At 66.2% G+C, this 23,339-nt stretch carries 19 protein-coding genes; 15 read left to right on the top strand and 4 right to left on the bottom strand.

Features of this window, described 5'->3' with window-relative positions:
- The first annotated feature begins 217 nt into the window (after window positions 1–217).
- Genes LRX75_RS03285 through LRX75_RS03305 form a run of 5 tightly spaced genes read left to right on the top strand, consistent with a single transcriptional unit; the run spans window position 218 to window position 5,117 of the window.
- Window positions 218–1,018 carry an ABC transporter ATP-binding protein gene (locus LRX75_RS03285; protein WP_420851133.1) on the top strand — a complete coding sequence of 267 codons (801 nt, stop codon included), beginning with the start codon at window positions 218–220 and terminating at the stop codon, window positions 1,016–1,018.
- Window positions 1,015–1,779: an ABC transporter ATP-binding protein gene (locus tag LRX75_RS03290; RefSeq protein WP_231811840.1), complete on the top strand. Its 765-nt coding sequence runs from the start codon at window positions 1,015–1,017 to the stop codon at window positions 1,777–1,779. Before LRX75_RS03285 ends, LRX75_RS03290 begins: the two co-directional genes overlap by 4 nt.
- Window positions 1,776–2,687 (top strand): branched-chain amino acid ABC transporter permease, encoded by a 912-nt coding sequence (locus LRX75_RS03295; protein WP_231811842.1) that lies wholly within the window; start codon window positions 1,776–1,778, stop codon window positions 2,685–2,687. The genes LRX75_RS03290 and LRX75_RS03295 overlap by 4 nt, the downstream gene beginning before the upstream one ends.
- Window positions 2,684–3,673, top strand: a complete 990-nt coding sequence (locus LRX75_RS03300) for a branched-chain amino acid ABC transporter permease (protein ID WP_231811844.1) — start codon at window positions 2,684–2,686, stop codon at window positions 3,671–3,673. Before LRX75_RS03295 ends, LRX75_RS03300 begins: the two co-directional genes overlap by 4 nt.
- A complete protein-coding gene (locus LRX75_RS03305) occupies window positions 3,657–5,117 on the top strand; it encodes an aldo/keto reductase (RefSeq protein WP_231811846.1) in 1,461 nt (486 codons plus the stop codon). Before LRX75_RS03300 ends, LRX75_RS03305 begins: the two co-directional genes overlap by 17 nt.
- 16 nt (window positions 5,118–5,133) lie before the next feature.
- Here LRX75_RS03305 and LRX75_RS03310 read toward each other — a convergent pair whose 3' ends face one another.
- Window positions 5,134–6,339: an MFS transporter gene (locus LRX75_RS03310; protein ID WP_113151411.1), complete on the bottom strand. Its 1,206-nt coding sequence runs from the start codon at window positions 6,337–6,339 to the stop codon at window positions 5,134–5,136.
- Between the two features lie 110 nt (window positions 6,340–6,449).
- On the opposite strand from LRX75_RS03310, the gene LRX75_RS03315 reads away from it, so the two are divergent.
- On the top strand, window positions 6,450–7,256 hold the full coding sequence (locus tag LRX75_RS03315; RefSeq protein WP_231811848.1) for an AraC family transcriptional regulator: 807 nt from the start codon (window positions 6,450–6,452) through the stop codon (window positions 7,254–7,256).
- Window positions 7,257–7,379: 123 nt separating this feature from the next.
- Window positions 7,380–8,429 (top strand): ornithine cyclodeaminase, encoded by a 1,050-nt coding sequence (locus tag LRX75_RS03320; RefSeq protein ID WP_231811850.1) that lies wholly within the window; start codon window positions 7,380–7,382, stop codon window positions 8,427–8,429.
- 23 nt (window positions 8,430–8,452) lie between these two features.
- On the opposite strand, the gene LRX75_RS03325 is transcribed toward LRX75_RS03320, so the two are convergent.
- Complete coding sequence (locus LRX75_RS03325; protein WP_231811852.1) at window positions 8,453–10,111, bottom strand: calcium-binding protein; 1,659 nt, start codon at window positions 10,109–10,111, stop codon at window positions 8,453–8,455.
- A 201-nt stretch (window positions 10,112–10,312) separates the two neighbouring features.
- On the opposite strand from LRX75_RS03325, the gene LRX75_RS03330 reads away from it, so the two are divergent.
- The 6 genes from LRX75_RS03330 to LRX75_RS03355 all read left to right on the top strand — a co-directional run bounded on the left by LRX75_RS03330 (window position 10,313) and on the right by LRX75_RS03355 (window position 19,339).
- Window positions 10,313–10,465, top strand: coding sequence for a hypothetical protein (locus LRX75_RS03330; RefSeq protein ID WP_231811854.1), 153 nt, complete (start codon window positions 10,313–10,315; stop codon window positions 10,463–10,465).
- Window positions 10,466–10,481: 16 nt separating this feature from the next.
- Entirely contained in the window at window positions 10,482–10,658 is a 177-nt protein-coding gene (locus tag LRX75_RS03335) for a hypothetical protein (protein WP_162743051.1), read from the top strand.
- 347 nt (window positions 10,659–11,005) lie between these two features.
- On the top strand, window positions 11,006–12,124 hold the full coding sequence (gene bcsN, locus LRX75_RS03340; protein ID WP_231811856.1) for a cellulose biosynthesis protein BcsN: 1,119 nt from the start codon (window positions 11,006–11,008) through the stop codon (window positions 12,122–12,124).
- Window positions 12,125–12,169: 45 nt separating this feature from the next.
- Complete coding sequence (gene bcsA / locus LRX75_RS03345; protein ID WP_231811858.1) at window positions 12,170–14,365, top strand: UDP-forming cellulose synthase catalytic subunit; 2,196 nt, start codon at window positions 12,170–12,172, stop codon at window positions 14,363–14,365.
- The gene (locus LRX75_RS03350; protein WP_231811860.1) at window positions 14,362–16,854 is read left to right on the top strand and encodes a cellulose biosynthesis cyclic di-GMP-binding regulatory protein BcsB; all 2,493 of its coding nucleotides are present in this window, start codon (window positions 14,362–14,364) and stop codon (window positions 16,852–16,854) included. Before bcsA ends, LRX75_RS03350 begins: the two co-directional genes overlap by 4 nt.
- A gap of 106 nt (window positions 16,855–16,960) precedes the next feature.
- The gene (locus LRX75_RS03355; protein ID WP_231811862.1) at window positions 16,961–19,339 is read left to right on the top strand and encodes a tetratricopeptide repeat protein; all 2,379 of its coding nucleotides are present in this window, start codon (window positions 16,961–16,963) and stop codon (window positions 19,337–19,339) included.
- A 102-nt stretch (window positions 19,340–19,441) separates the two neighbouring features.
- Here the strand turns inward: LRX75_RS03355 and LRX75_RS03360 are convergent, their stop codons facing one another.
- Window positions 19,442–20,149: a L,D-transpeptidase gene (locus tag LRX75_RS03360; RefSeq protein WP_231811864.1), complete on the bottom strand. Its 708-nt coding sequence runs from the start codon at window positions 20,147–20,149 to the stop codon at window positions 19,442–19,444.
- Between the two features lie 150 nt (window positions 20,150–20,299).
- Window positions 20,300–20,749, bottom strand: coding sequence for a response regulator (locus LRX75_RS03365; protein ID WP_231811866.1), 450 nt, complete (start codon window positions 20,747–20,749; stop codon window positions 20,300–20,302).
- 304 nt (window positions 20,750–21,053) lie between these two features.
- On the opposite strand from LRX75_RS03365, the gene ugpB reads away from it, so the two are divergent.
- Window positions 21,054–22,376, top strand: a complete 1,323-nt coding sequence (gene ugpB / locus LRX75_RS03370) for a sn-glycerol-3-phosphate ABC transporter substrate-binding protein UgpB (RefSeq protein WP_231811868.1) — start codon at window positions 21,054–21,056, stop codon at window positions 22,374–22,376.
- A gap of 75 nt (window positions 22,377–22,451) precedes the next feature.
- The gene (ugpA, locus tag LRX75_RS03375) at window positions 22,452–23,333 is read left to right on the top strand and encodes a sn-glycerol-3-phosphate ABC transporter permease UgpA (protein ID WP_113151421.1); all 882 of its coding nucleotides are present in this window, start codon (window positions 22,452–22,454) and stop codon (window positions 23,331–23,333) included.
- Window positions 23,334–23,339: the final 6 nt, after the last annotated feature.

Here is a 23,339-nt window from a genome sequence, read left to right on the forward strand (position 1 = left end):
TGGGCGGGGATGCCGCTCGAACTGTCGAAAGTCTGCAACACCGTCAGTGTAAAACCGACGTTCCGGCACACCCGTGCGGGCCGACCTAGCTGCAAAATTTTTTAAGTGTTATCAGCATGTTGGGGTAACCCGGCATTCTGAAAAGCGTTTCTGGCCGTTCGGAAACCGTTTACCACGCGTAAGCCACTGAATTCATTGCAGCCTTGGAACCGTTCGCTTGCCATTCCAGATCGCCTCGACGACGCAGACGACCGAAAGCCCCGTTATCGATGCGCGCGATCTCGTCAAGCGGTTCGACGGCATGACGGCGGTCGACGGGATGTCGCTGCGGCTGGCCCGGGGCGAGATGGTCGGGCTGATCGGGCCGAACGGGGCCGGCAAGACGACACTGTTCAATCTCATTGCAGGAACGCTGAAGCCGACCTCGGGCGAGATCCGGATCGGCGGGCGCGACGCGTCGCAGGACCGGCCCGAACAACGGATCGGGCTCGGCATCGGTCGGACGTTCCAGATCCCCAAGCCCTTCCTCGAAATGACCGTGCTCGAGAATGTGCTCGCGGGGGCGCAGCATCAGGATGGCGAGAGCCTGCTCGCCAACTTCCTGCGCCTCGCCCATGTTCGCCGGCAGGAAAAGGCAGCGATCGAGAAGGCGCGCGCCCTGCTGGCCTTTGTCACCCTGTCCGATCTCGAGCACCAGCCGGCACGGGTTCTCTCCGGCGGGCAGCGCAAGCTGCTGGAGCTGGCGCGCATCCTGATGGCGGATCCGACCGCCATCCTGCTCGACGAACCCGCCGCCGGCGTCAATCCGGCGCTGCTGGAAACGATCATCGAGCGCGTGACGCACCTGAACGCCGAGGGCACCTCCATCCTCCTGATCGAACACAACATGGACATGGTCTCGCGCCTCTGCTCGCGGGTCGTCGCCATGGCGCTGGGCAAGCCGCTCGCCGAGGGCACGCCGGCCGAGGTCGCGCGCGACCCCGCCGTGATCGAAGCCTATCTCGGAGCCATGGCATGAGCGACGTCCCCGCGTCGCCGCTCCGTCCGGCGCTCGATCTTCACGCGCTCGTCGCCGGCTACGAGCCGGACCTGCCGATCGTCCGGGGCGTCGACCTCGTCATTCCCGAAGGCGATTTCGTCGTACTGCTCGGCCCGAACGGGGCAGGAAAATCGACACTGGTCAAGGCGATCGCCGGCGTGGTGCCGATCCATGCCGGGGCGGTGTTGCTCGCAGGCCAGGATATCACCAGCGTTCCCGCGCATCGCAAGATCGCGCGCGGCCTCGCCTTCGTGCCGCAGACCGAAAATATCTTCGCGACGCTGTCCATCCACGAGAACCTGCAGCTCGCCGCCGCCATCCTGCCGAAGCGCGATCGTGCCGGCCGGATCGACGGGCTTTACCGGCGCTTTCCCGACCTTGCCCGCCAGCCCTCGCGGATGGCCGGCGCCCTTTCGGGCGGGCAGCGGCAGATGCTCGCCGTCGCCCGCGCCCTGATCGTCGATCCCTCCGTCCTCATCCTCGACGAGCCCTCGGCCGGCCTGTCGCCGAAGATCGTCGGGGAGGTCTTCGCCATGCTGCAGGACATCAATGCCGATGGCATCACCATCGTGCTCGTGGAGCAGAATGTGAAGGCGGCACTCGCGATTGCGCGGCGTGCGGTCGTTCTGGTCGAGGGGCGGATCCGGCACGAGGGCCCGGCGGACGGGCTGTTCGGCGACCCCCTGCTCGCCCGCCTTTATCTCGGCGGATCCCACGCAGGAGAGACTGGAGCGCCATGAACCCGCAATTTCTCATGGACGGCCTCATCGCCGGCGCGATGATCGGCCTCGGCGCCATCGGCGTGACGCTGACCTATTCCATTCTCCGCTTTGCCAATTTCGGCCATGGCGAACTCCTGTCCTGGGGCGCCTACCTCGCGCTCGCCGTGAGTGGCGGGCTGGGTTTCGTCTCGGCATCGCTCACCCGGCCGATCGGCCCGTTCTCCTTCGGCTGGTCGCTGCCGCTCGCCGCGGTCGTCGCCATTCTCCTGACCGGCCTTCTGGCGCTCGCGGTGGATGCCGTTCTGTTCGGCCGGCTTCGGGCGCGGGGAAGTGCGGTGATCATTCTCGTTATGGCGAGTTTCGGCGCATCGCTGGCCCTCCGCAGTCTCCTTGAATTCCTGTTCACCTCGAAACCCGCTTACTTCACCAAAGCGCTGCAGATCGCCATGCCCGTGGGCGCGGGACTGCGGGCAACGCCGGACCAGCTCCTGTCGCTCGGCGTCGGCCTTCTCGCCGTGCTCGCCGTGCACCTTCTGATGACGCGGACGGATATCGGTCGCTCCATGCGGGCCGTCAGCGAGAATCCGGCCCTGGCCGGCATTGCCGGTGTCGATGTGCGCCGCGTCATTCGCGTGGTCTGGATGCTCGGCGCGGGCCTTGCCTGCCTTGCCGGCATCATGACCGGCCTGCTCGTGCAGATCCGGCCCTATCTCGGCCACGACCTGCTGCTGCCGCTGTTTGCCGCCGCCATCCTCGGCGGCATCGGCAGCGTGCCCGGCGCCATGCTCGCCGGCCTCATCGTCGGCCTGTCGGAAGCCGCAGCGGTGCAGCTCGTCGGCGCCGAATGGCGCGCGGCCGTCTCCTTCGTCATTCTGGTCGCGGTGCTCCTCATTCGCCCGCGCGGCCTGTTCGGGAGGTCGGCATGAGCCTCGATCTCCTCGCCTACGCCGCCTTCTTCCTGACGATGGCGCTGACCTATGCCGTCATGTGCCTCGGGCTGAACCTGCAATGGGGGCAGACGGGCCTCTTCAATGTCGGCATCGCCGCGTTCGTCGCCATCGGCGCCTATGTCTCGGCGCTCCTGACCACGCCGCCCACGCCGGACCGGTTCGGCGGCTTCGACCTGCCGATCCTTATCGGCTGGCTGGGGGGTGCGGCGGCGGCCGGCCTTGCCGCATGGCTCGTCGGCGCGCTCACCATCCGGTTGCGATCCGATTATCTCGCCATCGCGACCTTCGGCGTGGCCGTCTGCGTGCAGCTCTGCGTGCTCAATCTGCAGAGCCTGACCGGCGGCGCCTTCGGCATCGGCTTCATTCCCCGCCCCTTCTCGCCGCTCGCGGGCAATGCGCTCGCCTTCGGCCTTGCCAATCTCGCCTTGATGGCGGGCCTCGTGGCGGTTCTCTATCTCGCCCTCGAGCATCTGGCGCGAAGCCCCTGGGGCCGCGTGCTCCGGGCGATCCGCGAGGACGAGACGGCGGCGCAGGCGCTCGGCAAGCGGCCGATCCGCTTCCGGCTGCAGGCCTTCACCATCGGCGGCGCCATCATGGGGCTCGCGGGCGCGGCCCAAGGCCATTTCATCGGCTTCATCGCGCCCGACAACTATCTGCCGGTGCTGACCTTTCAGGTCTGGGCCATGCTGATCGTCGGCGGCTCGGGCAACAATCGCGGCGCCATTCTCGGGGCGATCCTCGTCTGGGGCCTGTGGGCTCTCTCGGCCGCAGCCGTGTCCGCCTTCGTTCCGCCGGAACAGCAGGCGCGCGCCGCCGCGCTGCAGATCGTCGCGATCGGCGTCGGCCTGTGCGCCATCCTTCTTCTTCGGCCCCGCGGCATTCTGGGCGAGCGCAGCGCGCTCGGCCCCCGCGGAAAACACGGGCGCAGGCCCGGGAGACGTCCTGATGACCGAGCGCCCTGACCGTATTCGCCTCACCCCGGAGCTGGAGATCAGCCGTCTTGTCTGCGGCCTCTGGCAGGTCGCCGATATCGAGAAGAATGGCACCACGATCGACCCGGACAAGGGCGCCGATGCCCTGCAGGCCTATGCCCGTGACGGCTTCGACACGTTCGACATGGCCGATCACTACGGCTCGGCCGAGCTGATCACCGGCCGCCTCCTGTCGCGGTACCGCCATGAGCCGCGCCCCGTCGCCTTCACGAAGTGGTGCCCGGAACCGGGGCCGATGACGCGGGAAATCGTGCGGCGCGGCATCGAGGAGCGCCTGACGCGTCTCGGCGTCGAGCGGATCGACCTTCTGCAGTTCCATTGGTGGACGTTCGAGCACCCGGCCTGGCTGGATGCGCTGCACGAGATGCAGCGGCTGAAGGACGAAGGCCTGATCGGCGCACTGGGCCTGACGAATTTCGACGCAGGCCATCTGGGGCTGGCGCTGTCCGACGGCATCGAGATCGCGACCAATCAGGTGTCGTTTTCGCTGGTCGATCGCCGCGCCGCCGGCGCGCTGTCGGACCTGTGCGCCAGGCGCGGCGTCAAGCTGCTCGCCTACGGGACGCTGTGCGGCGGGTTTCTGTCGGAGACATGGCGCGGCAAACCGGAACCGGACGCAATCCCCGACTGGAGCCGCTCGAAATACAAGCGCTTCATCGACACGGCCGGCGGCTGGGCCGCGTTTCAGGGCATCCTCGAAGCCGCATCGCGGATCGCCAGGCGCCACCAGGTCTCGCTGTCGAACGTCGCCAGCCGCTGGGTGCTGGAGCATCCGGCCGTCGCCGCCACCATCATCGGCGCCCGGCTCGGCGAAAACGAGCATCGCGGCGACAATCTGAAGGTCTTCGGTTTTTCGCTCGACGCGCAGGACCATGCGGATCTCGATGCGGCCTTCGCCGCGACGCAGCCCATTCCCGGCGATTGCGGCGATGAATATCGCAAGCCGCCGTTCCTCACCGCATCCGGCGATCTCAGCCACCACCTGAGCGCCATTCCCTCGGTCTATACCGCCGAGCCGGTGCCGGGCCGGCCGGGACGCAGCCGCGTCTCCTCCGGCAGCATCTGGGAGCCGATCGCCGGCTACAGCCGCGCCGTCCGGGTGGGCGACCGCATCCACGTCTCCGGCACGACGGCCACGCATGCGGCCGACCGCTGTGTCGCGCCGGGCGATGCGGGGGCGCAGGCCACCTATATTCTCGACAAGATCGCCGCGTCGATCACCGCGCTTGGCGGGTCGATGGAGGATGTCGTGCGGACACGGGTCTATCTGCGTGACGCCAGCCAGTGGGAGCCGGTCTCCCGCGCCCACGGCCGCGTGTTCGGCACCGTCCTGCCCGCCAACACGATGGTGGAGGCGGGCGATCTGATCGGCGACTACGCGGTCGAGATCGAGGCCGAGGCCGTCTGCGACTGAGCCGCAGACGGCTGGCTCAGGCGCGCTTGCGCCCGGGCAGTTTCGGCAGCAGGACCGTGAGCAGGCCGAGCAGCGGCAGATACGAGCAGAGGCGGTAGACGAACTCGATGCCGTAGCGGTCGGCAAAGAGGCCGAGGACGGCCGCGCCGATGCCGCCGAACCCGAAGGCGAAGCCGAAGAACATGCCGGCGATCAGCCCCACCCGGCCCGGCACCAGCTCCTGCGCGAAGACCACGATGGCGGAGAACGCGGAGGAGAAGATGAAGCCGATGATGATGACCAGCGCCGAGGTCCAGAACAGATTGGCATAGGGCAGCATCAGCGCGAACGGGATGACGCCGAGGATCGAGAACCAGATGACGACCCGCGCACCGAAGCGGTCGCCGATCGGCCCGCCGAAGAACACGCCGGCCGCGGACGCGCCCAGAAACAGGAACAGCATGACCTGCGCATCCTGCACGCCGACGCCGAACTTCTCGATCGCGAAGAAGGTGAAGTAGCTGGAGAGGCTCGCGAGATAGGCATTCTTCGTGGCGGTCAGCACCGTCAGGACCGCCAGCGTCCACAGCACCTGATTGCGCGGCAGCGGCAGGGCACGATCGAGCATCGGCCGGCCCGCCGTCGCACGGCGGTGGCGCAGATACCATGTGCTGACGAAGGACAGCACGATGAAGCCGACGATCGCGATGATCGAGAACCAGCCAAGCGTCTGCTGTCCGCGTGGAATGACCACGAACGCCGCCAGCAGCGGCCCGATGGCCGTTCCGGCATTGCCGCCGACCTGGAAGAAGGATTGCGCAAGCCCGTGCCGCCCGCCGGAGGCGAGCCGCGCGACGCGCGAGGCTTCCGGATGGAAGACGGCGGAACCGACGCCGATGAGGCAGGCGCCGACGACCAGCACCTCGAAACTGTGCGCGAATGCCAGTGTGAACAGCCCGGCGCAGGTGGCGAGCATTGCCGCCGGCAGCGAGAAGGGCATCGGCCAGCGATCCGTCACCACGCCCACCACCGGCTGCAGCAGCGATGCCGTGACCTGGAATGCGAAGGTCAGAAGCCCGATCTGGACGAAGTCCAGCGCATAATTCGCCTTGATCAGGGGATAGAGCGAGGTCAGCAGCGACTGCATGATGTCGTTGAGCATGTGGCAGAAGCTGGCCGCTGCGATGATCGAAAAGGCCATGGTGTCCGCCCGGACCCCGCCTGGTGTGGTTACGCTCGCCATGATCGGCCTCCCCCTCCGTTTCGGCACGATACGCGCCGTTCGCTCCTCCTACAGGCCTTGACGCTGGCCTGCCTTTGCGCTCTGGTCCACTTCTTTCGTGAGTGGGCCAAATGCGTATTGTGGATTTTCCGACCAGGGATGTCGATCTCGACGAACATCGCAAGAGCCTGAACCGGATCGATGCGGCGCAGGAGCCGCTCTACGCGATCGGCCGGACCTACAAGGCCGGCATGCGCAGCCCCCTGCATTCGCACCGCAAGACGCAGCTCTGGCACGCCCGGCGCGGTGTGGTCGTGGTCGGCACGACCGATCGTCGCTGGATGATCCCGCCCGGCCACGGCCTCATCATTCCCGCCGGGCTGGAGCACGCATCGGAGACGATGAGCCCGGTCGAAATGCTGTCGGTCTATGTCGATACGCAGCTGGCCCTGGTCGAGCGGCCGAAAGTGGTCAATGTCACCACGCTGGCCGCGAACCTGATGGACGAGCTGGTGCGCGATGCGCCGCCCTTCCCCAATCCGCGGCGGCGGGAGCTGATCATGGATCTGCTGCTGGACGAGATGCAGCAATTGCCCGAAGTCCCGCTCGGCCTGCCGTTTCCGAACGATCCGCGGCTTGCCGCGGCCTGCCGGGCCTTTCTGGAGGCGCCGCGCGCGGTTGCGAGCATCGACGATTGGGCGGCGACGCTCGCCATGAGCCGGCGCAGCTTCACGCGCTTCTTTCGCGCGCAGACCGGCGTGAGCTTCGTGACATGGCGACAGCAGGCCTGCCTTTTCGCGTCGCTGCCGCGGCTTGCCGCCGGGCATTCGATCACCAGCGTCGCGCTCGATGCGGGCTACGAGAACATCGCCGCCTTCACCACCATGTTCCGCCGCATGATGGGCAGCCCGCCGCGCCAATATCTCCTCTCGCGCTAATCCCGCAGTTTGCGCAATCGGCCTGCCAATCTGCTCGATTCGGCACGGGATATGGCAATCATCTGCCGTTTCGGTGAACATGTCCGATTGCTACCATCCGCCTCTGCAACGAGGAACCTCCCCATGTCCGCCCTGCCATCCGCAAAGGCCCTGATCCCCTTCGTCAGCGTCGAGAATATGATGCGGCTCGTGCATCATCTGGGCATCGAGCGCGTCCTCTCCGAGCTGACGGACACGATCGAGGATGACTTCCGGCGCTGGGAGAGCTTCGACAAGACGTCCCGGATCGCCTCGCATTCGCGCGACGGCGTGATCGAGCTGATGCCGACCTCGGACGGCGAGATCTACGGCTTCAAATATGTGAACGGCCACCCGAAGAACATGGCGGCCGGCCTCCAGACGGTAACCGCCTTCGGGCTTCTGGCCGATGTCGCGACGGGCTATCCCGTGCTGCTGACGGAAATGACGCTGCTGACGGCGCTGCGCACGGCCGCGACATCCGCCATGGCGGCCCGCCATCTGGCGCCGGAAGGGACGCGCGTCATGGCCATGATCGGCAACGGCGCGCAGGCCGAGTTCCAGGCCTTGGCGATGAAGGCCGTTCTCGGCATCACGGAAATCCGGCTCTACGACATCGACCGCCGCGCGACCGAAAAGACCCTCCGCAATCTCGCCGGCTGCGGCCTTGCCCTGCAGGCCTGCGAAAGCGCCGAACAGGCGATCGAGGGCGCCGGTATCATCACCACCTGCACGGCGGACAAGCAATATGCAACGATCCTGACCGACAACATGATCGGCAGCGGCGTCCATATCAACGCGATCGGCGGGGATTGCCCGGGAAAGACGGAGCTGCACCGCGATATCCTGCTGCGCGCCGACACTTTTGTCGAATACCCGCCGCAGACCCGCATCGAGGGCGAGATCCAGCAGATGGCGCCGGATTACCCGGTCACGGAGCTCTGGAAGGTCGTGCGCGGCGAGAAACTCGGCCGGCGCGACGCGCGGCAGATCACGCTGTTCGACAGCGTCGGCTTCGCGGTGGAGGATTTTTCGGCTCTTCGCTATGTGCGCGCGGCGCTGGCGGGGACGGATTTCTTTCAGCAGATCGACATCATCGCCGACCCCGACGATCCGCGCGACCTTTTCGGCATGCTCCAGCGCGCCGCAGCCTGAACGGTCGGCACCGCGCCCGGACGTCAGAAGAAGAAGTCGCCCTTGTCGAGATGGGCGAGCTTCACGCCCTTGAGCAGGATGCTGTCGCCGCCCGTGGCATCGATCAGGACGTCGCTGCCGACCTGCCGGGCATGGTTTGCCATCAGATCGGTGAAGCTGGTGATCGCCTTCACGCCGGTCAGGTCGAGGATATCGTGGGCCTTGCCGCTGGCGACGAAATCCGTGATGACGTCGCGGCCGTCGCCGGTGGCAAAGACGAACTGGTCGATGCCGGCACCGCCCGTCAGGATATCCGCGCCACCATGCCCCCAGAGCATGTCGTTGCCGGCCTTGCCGTCGATCCGGTTGTCGGCGCCATTGCCGTGAATCTTGTTGGCGAGCGCATTGCCGGTCGCATTCGCCGCCGCCGTGCCACCCAGCGTCAGAAACTCGAAATTGTCCGCGAGCGTATAGCTGACGCTGGAAATGACGAGATCGTTTCCGGCATTCTTGCCCTCGACCAGCAACGTACGGGCGTTGTCGATGACATACGTGTCGTGGCCCGCGCCACCCGCGACCTTGCCCATGACGGTCCCGCCACGACCATCGAAATAGTCGTCGCCGCCGCCCAGCAGCACGTCGCCCTTGATCGTGCCGCTGTTCGTCAGCGACTGCTGGCCATCGCCGCCCTGGACGGCAATGCCGGATGCCGAAGACAGCAGGCCGCTATTGTTGAGGCTGGCGTGATCCGCCTTGGTGAAATCCACCGCCGCGCCCTTTGAGGCGGAAATGGTCCCGCTATTGGCGCCTCGGGCCGCGTCGCCGGCGACCGCGATCCCGATCGCACCGCTCATCGTGCCCAGATTGTTGACGATCGCGCCACCGGCCATGACGTTGATGGCCGTGCCGCCGACCGCGATCGTCTTGCTGTTCGTCACCGTGCCGTTGGCGCCGGAGAGCGCGATGCCGTCGACGCTCGCCTGCAGCGCGCCGGAGTTCGTGACGATGGCGCCCTTGCCCTTGGCGACGATGGCGCTGGCGCCGCTGCCGACCGTGCCGTTATTGGTGATGATCTCGGAGATGCCGTTTGCAACGATGCCGTTGCCGCGGGCGCCGATCGAGCCATTGTTGGTCACGGTCGCGCCAAGACCATCGATCACGATGCCGGCGGCCGTGGCCGACGAGACGTCCTTGTTGTTCGTCATGGCCATGCGGTCGCCGGAAAGCTTCACGGCATCCGTCTGTCCGGCCATCCGGCCATTGTTGACCACCATGCCCGCCGCACCCGTCACCGAGACGGCGCTGCCGAGAGAGGACGAGACCGTGCCCTCATTGGCGACATTCGCCCGGGCGCCGACCACGGAGATGCCGGCCTGCTTGCCGGAAACACCACCGCGATTGACGATATCCATGTCGACGGCCGTCGCCGATATGCCGGACGCACCCGCGACGATCGATCCGGTTTCGGAAACGACGACGGACCCGTCGAGATCGCCGGCATTGGCCGCTCCGAACGTCACACCAGACGCACCGGCCGAGATCGTTCCATCGACCACGACGGCGCGGCCCGCCGCGAGCCCGGACGCAACGATACCGCTTTCGGTTGTGGAGATTGTCACGTCCTTGACGAGCACCAGCGTGGTGTCGGCGTCCGTAAAGCCGACACTCGTCTTCGTGTTCTTGGTCAGAAACGTCATGGCCATGGGCGGCGCGCTATCACTGCTGTGGGTTGATCTCCTCTTACACGAAAAGGATGCGGAAATCGACCCGCGATGCATCTGCGAGGAGCCCGATGTCCTCCGTTCTGCGATAAATGCGCAACATGCTTAACGCACGAAGGCTGCCGCCCCGGCCAAACTCGAGGGTTGAGCGGAACTTACAACCCGCAGACGTCTTTAGGCGACATGAAAGTTCGCACCGGAAACCAATCCGTCATCGTGGTCGTTATCGTCTCCCTTCTCTGCGTCCTGTTCGTCTATGCGGCATCGACGCGCGTCGAGGATGAATCGGGCCGGATCGATCCGAAGGCGAGCATGCTGGCGCCCGGCAAAAGCTGAAAGAGAGTGAGAGTCCATGGCGTTGAACCGCACAGCCCTGAGCATCGCCATCCTTCTCGTCATCATGTTCGCGATTGGCTGGCTGGTGATGAGCCCGTCGCAGAACGACCCGGCCGGAGGGACGGCGGGCACGGCACCCGTGCAGACGCCGGTGACGCCGAACAATCCCGGACCGACGACAGGTACGCCGTAACGCGTCCTCATGCAGACAGTCGCCACTGTCCGATCCAGCGCAGCGCGGCGCGTTAGTCCCCAAAGCCTGGAGCGGTCGCCAGCGCGCCGGCGATCTGCGAAAGTGATTCGCGACGGCTGACGCGTCCGGGTGGGCTTTTGCCAGCGGCAACGAACGCCGAGCGCGTCGTCGGAGCCACGAAAATGGCGTAAATCGTCAACTCCAGCGCACGAATAGGAAAGTGTTAGCGAAGATTAACCGTCCGTTAACCATGCGAGCGAGAAATGAGGTGGAAGAACCCTGATTCCATCACCGGATGCACGCCGCCCATGTTTCATACAGCTCTCGCAATTGCAGGACGAACGGCCATGCAGGGCGCGTTTCTGGCTTTGGGTGCCTCGGCCCTCTCCGGTTGCACGCAGACGGGCGGTCTGAAACTGACCTCGGCGCCGACGGAAGTCGCGGCCGAAAAGGCGCTGGCCTTCCCGCCGCCGGGCGGACCCGCCATCGTCAGCGTGATCGAGCGTACCTTCTCCAACGCGGTCCAGCAGGATATCATTCTGAGCACCGATGCCCGCAGCCGCGGCCAGAACTATATCCAGGTGCGCTATTTCGGCCCCGCGTCCACACCCTTTGCCGGCGCATCGCGCCTTTCGACGGGAATGATGACCACGGCGCAGGCGGTCGGCGAGATGCGATCGGAATTTCCGACCATCCGCATGAGCATCTCGCCGAGCTTCGTCCAGAACAATTACGGCGCCTTCGCCTATGCCTACGGGACCAATCCGGGATCGGGAGACGCCTGCCTCTACGGTTGGCAGCAGATCAAGGCGCCGGACAACGCGGTGCGCACCTTCCACTATCTCGGCAGAATCCAGACCCGCGTCCGCTTCTGCCAGACCGGTGCGTCTCGCGATGCGCTTCTGTCGATGATGTATCACTACACGCTGACAGGCGCCTTCGACAGCGTCGGCTGGAACCCCTATGGCAACATTCCGCCTCTCGACCCCGCCGTCGGGCAGCTCGGCCGGCCGATCTATGCCGCCGGCGCCGGTGCCCGTCTTCAGCCGCCGATGCCCGCTCCGGTCGCAACACCGGTTCGCCCCGTCCTTCGCAGCCTCGAAAGCCAGAACACGCGGCCCGCGGTCCGGCGCATCGAGCCCGTGAGGCCGATCGTGCCCGCCGTCGCCATCCCCGCGCCGAGCATGGTCACGCGCTCGCCTCTGGCAAGAACCGGCCTGCCGGCAGCGGCTGAACCGGAACCGCAGACGCCCCCACGCGCGCCGCAATTGCCGGGACCGACCGCGACGCCGGCGATGCCGCCGGCAGGCGGATCGGAAACGCCGCAGGCACCAAGGCCGACGAGCCAGCTGCAGCAGCAGGGCCTGACCCGTATGTCCAGCGCTTCCCCGCTGCAGGCCCGCCCCATCATTCCGGCCGTCCCCTGCACGATCTCGCCCACCAGTTCCTGCGCGGGAGACCTTTAACCATGAGCCGTATCCAGCTGCATTTCGGACAAGGAAACTAGGATCATGGTCAAGGCGCTCATCGTCATTGCATGGATCTGCATGTCGATCGTCATCGTGGCGATCACGACCCTGCCGGTCAGCCTCCAGACGCATCTGGTTGCCGCCTTCCTCTGCATGGCGCTGCTGGCCGTGTTGAAGGTGCTGAAGGCGGAAGGCAACTGGCGTCTGATCGGGCTCGGCTTCGGCACGGCCATCGTTCTGCGCTATGTCTACTGGCGGACCACCAGCACGCTGCCGCCGGTCAACCAGCTCGAGAACTTCATTCCCGGCTTCCTGCTCTATCTCGCGGAAATGTACAGCGTCGCCATGCTGGCGCTCAGCCTCTTCATCGTCTCCATGCCGCTTCCGCCGAACCGGCCCCGCCCGGGCTCGGCGGATTACGCGCCGACGGTCGACGTCTTCATCCCGACGTACAACGAAGACGCGGACATGCTGGCCAACACGCTCGCCGCCGCCAAGAACATGGACTATCCCCCGGAAAAGCTGACCGTGTGGCTTCTGGACGATGGCGGCACCCTGCAGAAGCGGAACGCGGCCAGCATTCCCGACGCGCAGGTCGCCCAGCGCCGCCACGAGGAGCTGAAGGAGCTCTGCCGCAACCTCGATGCCAATTATCTCACGCGCGACCGCAACGAACACGCCAAGGCCGGCAACCTGAACAACGGCATGCGCCAGTCCCAGGGCGACCTCATCACTGTCTTCGACGCGGACCATGCGCCGGCCCGCGACTTCCTGCGCGAGACCGTCGGGTATTTCGAGGAGGATCCGCGCCTCTTCCTCGTGCAGACGCCGCACTTCTTCCTCAATCCCGACCCGATCGAGCGCAATCTGAAGACCTTCAACAAGATGCCGAGCGAGAACGAGATGTTCTACGGCATCATCCAGCGCGGCCTCGACAAGTGGAACGCCGCGTTCTTCTGCGGTTCGGCCGCGGTGCTGAATCGGCGCGCGCTCGAGGACACCAACGGCTTCAGCGGCATCAGCATCACCGAGGACTGCGAGACGGCGCTGGCGCTGCACGCGCGCGGCTGGAACAGCGTCTATGTGGACAAGCCGCTGATCGCCGGGCTCCAGCCCGCCACCTTCGCCAGCTTCATCGGCCAGCGCAGCCGATGGGCGCAGGGCATGATGCAGATCCTCATGTTCCGCATGCCGCTGTTCAAGCGCGGACTGAGCATGCCGCAGCGTCTTTGCTATATGTCCTCGACGCTCTTCTGGCTGTTCCCGTTCCCGCGCACGGTGTTCCTGTTCGCGCCGCTGTTTTACATCTTCTTCGATCTCGAAATCTTCGTCGGCTCGGGCGGCGAGTTCCTCGCCTACACGACCACCTACATGCTCGTGAACCTGCTGATGCAGAACTATCTCTACGGCCGCTTCCGCTGGCCGTGGATCTCGGAGCTCTACGAATATGTGCAGACGGTGCACCTGCTGCCCGCCGTCATCTCCGTCATCTTCAACCCGTCGAAGCCGACCTTCAAGGTGACGGCGAAGGACGAGTCGATCAGCGACAACCGGCTTTCGGAGATCAGCCGGCCGTTCTTCGTCATCTTCGGCGTGCTGCTCATCGCCACCGCCATGTCGTTCTACAAGATCTATGCCGAGCCCTACAAATCCGACGTGACGCTGGTCGTCGCCGGCTGGAACCTGCTCAACCTGCTCTTCGCCGGCTGCGCGCTGGGCGTGGTGTCGGAACGGCGCGAGAAGTCGTCGTCCCGGCGGGTCAACGTCAAGCGGCGGTGCGAATTCCGGGTGGGCGACCAGTGGTTCCCGGGCGTCATCGAAAACGTCTCGGTCAACGGTCTGCTCGTTCACGTCTACGATCGCTCCATGCAGCCGCTGACAGTGGGCGCGATGGAGGAGATCCGCGTGGAGACGTTCAGCCCCGGCGCGCCGTCGTCCATCCCGGTCAAGATCGTGCGCAGCGGCCGAGGCGATGGCTTCGTGCTCGTCGGCTGCACCTTCGCCCCGCGCGAACCGCAGGAGCGGCGGCTGCTTGCCGATATCATCTTCGCGAATTCCGCGCAGTGGACGGAGTTCCAGATGGGACGACGCCGCAATCCCGGCCTCATCCGTGGCACGATCAGCTTCTTCGCCATCGCGCTCTACCAGACCAATCGCGGCCTCTTCTACTTCTTCCGCAGCCTTGGCGGTGCGAAGGAAGCAGCGGCCCCCGTCAAGAAGGAGGCAGCGAGACCATGAAGCCCTTCGTCATCGTCTGCACGCTGGCTCTCCTCGCACCGTCGCAGCTCCTCGCCCAGGCCACCCCCTTCGACATGTCGCGCGAGCGTCCGGCAGCGCCTGCCCCGCAGGCACCGTCGCCCGTCCCGGCCCAGCCCTCGGCCCCGATGCCGCCGCAGGCACAGCCACCGGCCGTGTCGCCGGAGCCACGCGCGCAGCAACCCGCGACCCAGCCGGCACCCTTCGAGGTCTCGCCCGGCGCGCCGGCACGCCCGGCAGCACCGCCGGCACAAGCGACGCCGGCCACCCAGCCTGCGGTCCCGCCGGCCGTGGCAAAGCCCCGCGCCCAGGCACCGTCCGACACGGACGCGCGCCGCCGCTACATCCTGCCATTCGGCAAGCTCAGCCTGTCGGGCGAAGCCGACCGGCGGACCTGGACGATCTATGTGACGCCCGAGCAGGCGAGTGCCGCCACGGCCATCACCATCGGTTACCAGAACTCCATCGTCGTCGCGCCGGAAGCCTCCACCTTCTCCGTGGAGCTCAACGGCAGCGTCATCGGGCAGGTCCCCGTCGCCTCGGCGGATGCGGTCAGCGATCTCGTGCTGCCCCTTCCGGCCGGCGCGCTGCAGGCCGGCGCCAATGTCGTGCGCCTCGCCACCCAGCAGCGCCACCGCACCGATTGCAGCATCCAGTCGACCTACGACCTCTGGACCAATATCGACCCGAGCCGGACCTATCTGAGCTTCAACGCGCCGGTCGGCAATCGCTTCTCCAGCATCGACGACATCCCGGCCGTCGGCCTCGACGCCACGGGGGCGACGACCATCGACATCGTCGCACCGGCTCTGACGAACCCGAGCCGGTCGAACATGCTGCTGCGTCTCGCGCAGGCGCTGGCCCTGCGCGTCCAGATGCCGAACCAGACGGTTGCCTTTCACGCGACCATGCCCGCGGCACCGGTCGCCGGCACGCTGACGGTGCTGGTCGGCACGCAGCTCGAGATCGAGGGCCTGATCCCGGCCCTGCCGGCCGGCACGGCGGTCGGTCCGACCGTGACCTTCGCGCCGGCCGCGATACCCGGCCTGAGCACCCTCGTCGTCACCGGCCCCACGGCGGAAGCGCTCCGGCAGGCGGTGGAAACCCTTGCCGGCCCGCTCGATGCCGCGCCGGGCACGTCGCGCACCACCTTCTCCACCAAGGCGTGGAATACGCCCGACGCGCCCATCCTGGTCGGCGACACACGCATGCCGCTTTCGCAGCTCGGCATCACCACCAGCGAATTTGCCGGTCGCCGGTTCCGCACGGAGTTCATGCTCGGCGTTCCCGCGGATTTCTACGCCAGCGCCTATGGCGACGCGGTCATCCTGCTTGACGCCGGCTATGCCGCCTCCGTCCTGCCGGGCAGCCGCATCGACGTCTATGTCAACGGCAATATCGCCACGACCACGCCGCTCTCCACGTCCGGCGGCGGCATTCTCAGCCACCTTCCCATCACCGTGACGCTGCGCCACTTCGTGCCCGGGGTGAATCGCATCTCGATCGAGGCCGTGCTCCTGACGAACGACGACGAAGCCTGCGCGACGGGCACGCCGGCGCAGACCACGCCGCGCTTCGCACTCTTCGACACCACCGAATTCCACATGCCGGATTTCGCGCGGATCGACAGCAGCCCCAGCCTTGCGGCGACATCCTCGACCGGCCAGCCCTATCGTCGGGCCGAACAGCCGACAGCGATCTATCTCGACCGCCTCGATCCGGAGACGCTCTCGGCCGCGGCCACCCTCGTCGGGCGCCTTGCGGTTGCCGCCGGCAACCCGCTGGCCCTGGACACCGTGGCCTCTCCGGCCGCTCTCGGCGACCGCAACGCGCTGATCGTCGGCACGCTGTCGCAGCTTCCCCCACCCCTCCTGACCCAGATGCAGATCGGTGCAGCCCCCGCAAACTGGGGAACGCACCATGCCGGCGGCCCGCCGAACGGCGACAGCGGCACGCTGTTCGAGGAATGGCGGCACAAGGTGTCCGGCGGCAGCTGGCTCGGCCAGGGATCCCGCCTCGAAGCCTGGCTGAAGAGCGATCTCGACCTGTCGATGGACTCGCTGCGCTTCCTGCCCGGCAAGGAGGAGGACTTCTCCCCGGCGGACGACGTCAGCTTCATGATTGCCCAGGGGCGCAGTCCGTCCGGTGCCGGGACATGGACGCTCGCGACCGGCCCGACGCCGGCAAGTCTCCAGACCGGCATGAGCGCCATGGTGCAGGAAGCCCGCTGGAATGGCATCGAGGGCCGGATCACGACGTTCGAGGAGACGACCGGAAACGTCGCGATGGTGCCGGTGCACGACCTGCATCTGAACCCGACGCAACCCTTCTCGATTGCCAACTGGCGCCTGATCGCGGCCAACTGGCTGTCGACCAACATCCTCTTCTTCGCCGTGATGTTCATCGCCGGCTTCGCCCTTCTCGGCATCATCACCACGCTGATGCTGCGCCTTCTGGGACGCAGCCGATGAGGACGGCGCGCGGCCGGAGCCCGCGCACGCACGCCCTGCCGGGCTCTCTCTCGACGCGCGCCCCCCGGGCGTCCTCTCTTCCTCGGACTGTTTACCGGGAGTTCCCATGACAACCGCCCGCATCCTGCTGATCTCGACGCTGGCCGCAGCAACCGCAACGGCGGTCTACTACGGCCCCGCTCTGTTGCCCGAGAGAGAGCTGACGACCGGTACGATCGCCGCCCCGCCCGCCGTCGACGAGAAGGGCAACCGGCTGAGCCTGATTCCGCCGAGCCCCACCGTGCGCCGAGGCGACCGGCGTCCGGCCGATCTGTCGCAGGCGCTGCCGCCCGAAATTCCCGCCGCGGAGACCGCGAGCGGCACCGAGCCCGCCGCACCTGCGGCATCCGGCGAGGCGCCGGAGCCGCAAGACGCGGAACCGGTGATCAAGGCGCAGTTGCAGGCGCCGCCGCCGGCGTCGTCACCCGCTCCCGCACAGAGCCCGCCCACGCCGCCTGCAGCGGCCGCTCCGCCGAAGCCGACCGTCGACGAGGGCGCGCTCCGCTACTTCGCGCGCCTGGGCGATACCGTGCGCCTGCAGGCCGAAATCGCGCGCCTGCGCACGCTTTATCCCGACTGGGAACCGCCGGCCGATCCGCTCGCCGTGCCGCAGAATGTCGATACGCAGCTGGAAGCCATGTGGGCGCTCTATGGGCAGACCCGCTATGTGGAAGTGCGCAAGGCCATCGCCGACCGACAGGCGCGCGAACCCGGCTGGCAGCCGCCGGAAAACCTTCTGTCGATGCTGGCGCTCGGTGAAGCCCGCCAGCGTCTCGTCAACGCCTCCAACCTTCAGCAGTTTCCCACCGTCGTCGATGTCGCCGCGGAGACGCCGCAGCTGCTCGTTTGCAGCGAGATCGACATTCTCTGGCGTCTCGCCGAGGCCTTCGCGAAAACCGACCGGCAGCAGCGGGCGCTGGATGCCTATAGCTATATCCTCTCCAACTGCACCGAGGGGCCGGACCGGCTGGCGACCCTGCAGAAGGCGGCGTCCCTCCTGCCGCGCCCGATGGTCGAGCAGCTGCTGACGCAGGAAAAGACCGACCCGTCCGGCAAGGGCGAATTCGAGCCCGTGAAGGACGATCTGGCCCGCCAGTTCGTCGCCGCCGCCGGTGAAGACCCGAAGCTCACCGTTCCCCCTGCCTATCTGACCCGGCTCGAGCGCGTTGCCGAGGCGGGCGGCAAGGCCTCCGACGCCCTGTTGCTCGGCTGGTACTATGTGCGCCGCAACGGTGCCGAACAGGCCGAGGCCTGGTTTCGCCGCGCACGGACGGAGGAAGATTCCGCAGCGGCCTCGCAGGGCCTCGCTCTGACGCTGATCGCGCGGAAAAATCCGGGCGAAGCCGAAGCCGTTCTCTACCCCTGGCGGGATACGTCCGACGACACGCGCGATACCTATCTCGCGGCCGCCTCCAACCTTCTGGCCCTCGACCCGCCCATCGTCATCGCAGCGGACGTGCTGCAACGCATGGCGCAGGAGGCGATGCGCGCCCGCAATGCCGATGTCGCCCAGCAGTTCGGCTGGTATGCCCGCGCGTTCGAGCAGCCGCAGCTCGCGCTGCAATGGTTCTCGACCTCGCTCACCTGGAAGCCCGACACCGAAGCCTCGGCCTATGGTCTTGCGATCACCGCGAACCAGCTCGGCATGGCGAACGATGTCGCCCGGATCCAGAGACAATGGGCAGGACGCTCCGCCCGGATCGCCATGCTCGGCGAGGAGGAAAACCTCGACCCGTCGCAGCGCATGGCAGAGGCCGGAATGCTGGCCGACCGACCGGTTCGCGAGCCATCGAGGTCGATCGCACGCCGGCCCTCGCGCACCATGTCGGCGCAGATGAGCGCGGAGCCCGCAGCCCCCGTCCGCCAGCGCGCGCCGCGTGTTGCCGCGGCCGGTCGCAATGCCGCGCCGGCCTCCACCCGCGGCTGCAGCACCTCCACCGACCCGTCGGGCCTGTCATCCGGCGAGGCGCTGCGGCGCGGCTGGTGCCTGATGGAGCTGAACCGTCCGCTCGAAGCCGTTCGCCATTTCGACGCTGCCATCCGCACCGGCGACACGCGCATCCGCAGCGAAGCTGCCTATGGTCAGAGCCTTGCCTATCTCCGCCAGGGTCTGACCGACAAGGCCTCCGTTGCCGCGACGCGTGGACCGATGGATGCGCAGAAGGCGACGGAACTGCAGATCGCTCTCCTCTCCAACCGCGCCTTGATCGCTTTCGACCAGAAGCGGTTCTCCGAGGCCCTGATCCTCCTCGATCGCCGCGCCCAGCTGGCGCCCGAACGCATCGACCTGATGGTGCTGCGCGGTTACGCCCTTCTCGGGCTCAACCGTTACGGTCAGGCGATCCGCACTTTCGAGACGCTGGCGGCAACGGGCAATCAGGACGCCATTCGCGGTCTCGCCAACGCACGGGCGGCCACGCCGTCCGCCATCGCGACGAAGGACTGAGGGGGCGCGGCAGAAACGTGACGCGTTTCACCGAAGGCCTCGGGGCACAGTCCCGAGGCCTTCGGCGATTCCTGCATCGAGACGATGCAGCAGATCCCTGTCTTATTGCCGGACGACGATCCGGGCACCTTCCGGCACGCGGTCGTAGAGATCGATGATATCCTGATTGATGAAGCGCACGCAGCCGGAGGATTGCGCCTTGCCGATCGAGCGCCAGTCCGGATTTCCGTGCAGCCGGTAAAGCGTATCCTGACCGTTCTGGAAGATGTAGAGCGCGCGGGCACCCAGCGGATTGGTGATCCCCGGCGCCTGACCGCCATTGCCGATGGAATAGCGGGCAAGCTTCGGCTGACGGGCGACCATCTCGTCGGGCGGCGTCCAGCGTGGCCATTTCTTCCGCCACTGGATGACGCCCTCGCCCTGCCACGCAAAGCCGTCCTTGCCGATGCTGACGCCGTAGCGCATCGCGGTCCCGCCCTTCTCCACCAGATAGAGATAACGCGCCTTGGTATCGACGACGACGGTGCCGGGCGTTTCGCCCGTGGGATCGATGACGCGCTGACGGTAGAAACGCTGCGGGATGTTCTTGTAGGGGATGGCCGGCAGGCTGAAGCCTTCATCCGTCCTGGCCGCGTAGATGACGGCGGGATCGGGCTGTTCGCCGTCATAGGTCTTCGGCGCGATCACGTTGACGACGGGTTCGAAGAACGTGCCGATGCCCTGCGTGGAACATCCTGTGAGAAAGGCCGCGGAAGCGACACCCGCGCATCCGAGAAAGCGCCGGCGCGAAAGCGAAACGATGGTCGTCATCGTGGAGGGAGCCTTGAAGTTGGACAGGCGCAGGGCGCCTCTGTCTGAGGTGACATCGATGGAACGGAGGGCGGAGAGACGGATTCGACAAAGGCCGGGCTTCGAAAAGCTCGACCGTCGTCGGAAGGATAGCGCGGAGACGTTAAGTCTTCAGCCGGCAAAAAGCGTCAGTTCAGGCGGCACGATCGCCAGATCGCCGCGCCTGCGGGCAATCGCGTAGGTCAGTGCGCCGCGCACGGCATCCGGGCTGACGGGCTTGCGGATGACGCCCAGGGTGCCGGGTACGCCGGTTCCGAGCAGATCGGGATCCGACGTTGTGAAGATGACGGTGACGTCGTGCTCTTCGGCCAGGATGCGCCCGATTTCCGGACCGCTCGGCCCGTCGGCGAGGTTCACATCGACGAAGGCGATGGCGGCAAGGCTGCCGATCTGCAGCGCGTGCTTCTTGCGGCTGGCGAAGCCGACGACGCCGGCATTCAGCCCGGCAGCCGAAACGGCATCTTCGAGGTCGAGCGCGAGGAGGAGGTGATCCTCAATGATCACGACGGGATAGTCGATGATCGGACGGCTCTGCCACCGGCGGACTGTGTTCTCGGTCATGACGCTATACCCATTCGACGTTGAGACTGCAGATGAAATGGCGAACGCGCATTTTTGTTCCGGATTTTATTCAAAGTCGAACAATATCCTATTCGTTAACAAAGTATTAATTGAGAGAATGACTTACGCTCCGCAAATTGTACTACATGCCGGCGCTGTCACATGGCTGTGAGAGAGGGGCGATTGGCGGTTGCCGCGCGGAGAAAAGCCCGGCATATGTAGCCGTCTTGTGACGATCGAGGAGGATCGTCGCTCTGATCGCGCGAAGCGGCCTGTCCGGCTTCGCCAAACCGGGAGGACGTTCATGTTCAAGACAATCCTGAAGGCATCGACCCTGCGGGCGACGGCCGCCGCGCTTGCTTTGTCGGCTACCGGACCTCTGGCCGCCTCCGCGGCGACCGATCTGCAGTGGTGGCATGCGATGACCGGCGCGAACAACGAGGTCGTCAACCAGCTCGCCAAGGAATTCAACGAAAGCCAGAGCGAATACACCATCACGCCCGTCTTCAAGGGCACCTATCCGGAAACGCTGAACGCCGGCATCGCTGCCTTCCGCTCCAAGCAGCCGCCCGCGATCATTCAGGTCTTCGACGCCGGCAGCGGCGTGATGATGGGCGCCGAAGGCGCGATCATGCCGGCAGCGGAGGTGTTGCAGAAGGGCGGATTCACCTTCGACAAGTCGCAGTATCTCGCCGGCATCGTGGCGTATTACTCCAAGCCCGACGGCACGATGCTGTCCTTCCCCTACAACTCGTCCTCGCCGATCCTCTACTACAACAAGGACCTGTTCGCCAAAGCCGGCCTCGACGCCGAGGCGCCGCCGAAGACCTGGCCCGACGTCTTCGAGGCCGCAAAGAAGATCAAGGCGAGCGGCGCCGCATCCTGCGGCTTCACCTCGACCTGGCTCACCTGGATCCAGACCGAAAATCTCGCGGCCTGGAACAACGTCGCCTATGGCACCAACGAAAACGGCCTCGGCGGCAGCGACGTGAAGCTGGAATTCAACGCGCCGCTCTTCGTCGAGCATTTCCAGGCCATTGCCGACCTCGCGAAGGACGGCACCTTCCGCTATGGCGGTCGCACCTCCGAAGCCAAGCAGCTGTTCATGTCGGGCGAATGCGCGATCCTGACGGAGTCCTCCGGCGGTCTCGGCGATATCGTCAAGTCGGGCGTGAAATACGGCATCGGACAATTGCCCTATTACGAGGGCCACGGGCCGCAGAACACGATCCCCGGCGGCGCGAGCCTCTGGGTCTTCGGCGGCAAGAGCGATGCGGAATATGCGGGCATCGCCCAGTTCTTCAACTTCCTGTCGCAGACCAAGATCCAGGCGCGGCTGCATCAGGTGTCCGGCTATATGCCGGTGACCAACGCGGCCTACGAGGATACCAAGGCATCCGGCTTCTACGACAGGAATCCGGGCCGGGAGACCCCGATCCTGCAGATGATGGGCAAGGCGCCGACCGAGAACTCCAAGGGTGTCCGCCTCGTCAACCTGCCGCAGGTTCGCGACATCATGAACGAGGAGTTCGAGTCGATGCTCGCCGGCAAGCAGGACGCGAAGGCTGCCCTCGACAAGGCCGTCGAGCGCGGCAATGCGGCGATCGCGGAAGCCATCGGCAACTGATCCGCAGCTGACCGTATCGCCGGCCCCGATCCACGGGTCGGCGATACGCCTGCCTGCCGTCCCGAGGAGCCCCCGGTGCACAACGTTGCCTTTCCCAACAAGATATTGCCCTATCTGCTGGTCGCCCCGCAGATCGTCCTGACGGTCATCTTCTTTTTCTGGCCGGCCAGCCAGGCGCTCTACCAGTCCGTCATGCGCGAGGACCCGTTCGGCCTGAAGAGCGGCTTCGTCGGCCTTGCCAATTTCCGCGCCGTTCTGTCGGATCCGAACTATATCCACGCGCTGCAGGTCACCGTGGTCTTCAGCATCCTCACGGCGCTCGTCTCCATGGGCGTGGCGCTGCTGCTGGCGACGGCGGCCGACAAGGTGGTGCGCGGACAGACCTTCTATCGCACCCTGCTGATCTGGCCTTATGCCGTGGCGCCGGCGGTGGCCGGCATGCTCTGGCTCTTCATGTTCAACCCGGCCATGGGCACCTTCGCCTATCTGCTGCGCCGGAACGGCTTCGGATGGGATCCGCTGTTGAACGGCGATCAGGCCATGGGGCTCGTCGTCGTCGCGGCCGCCTGGAAGCAGATCAGCTACAATTTCCTGTTCTTCGTCGCGGGCCTTCAGGCCATTCCGAAATCGCTGATCGAAGCGGCGTCCATCGACGGGGCGCGCGGCGCGCGGCGGTTCTGGACGATCGTCTTCCCGCTGCTGGCGCCGACGACCTTCTTCCTGCTGGTCGTCAACACCGTCTACGCCTTCTTCGATACGTTCGGCATCATCCATTCCGTCACCGGCGGCGGACCGGCGAAGGCCACGGAAACACTGGTCTACAAGGTCTACAATGACGGCTTCGTCAATCTCAACCTCGGCTCCTCGGCCGCCCAGTCCGTCATCCTCATGGTCATCGTGATCGCGCTCACGGCGTTCCAGTTCCGCTTCGTCGAGAAGCGCGTGCATTATGGTTGAGGCCCG

The organism is Rhizobium quercicola (assembly GCF_021168455.1).
GTDB classification, from domain to species: Bacteria; Pseudomonadota; Alphaproteobacteria; order Rhizobiales; family Rhizobiaceae; genus Ferranicluibacter; species Ferranicluibacter quercicola.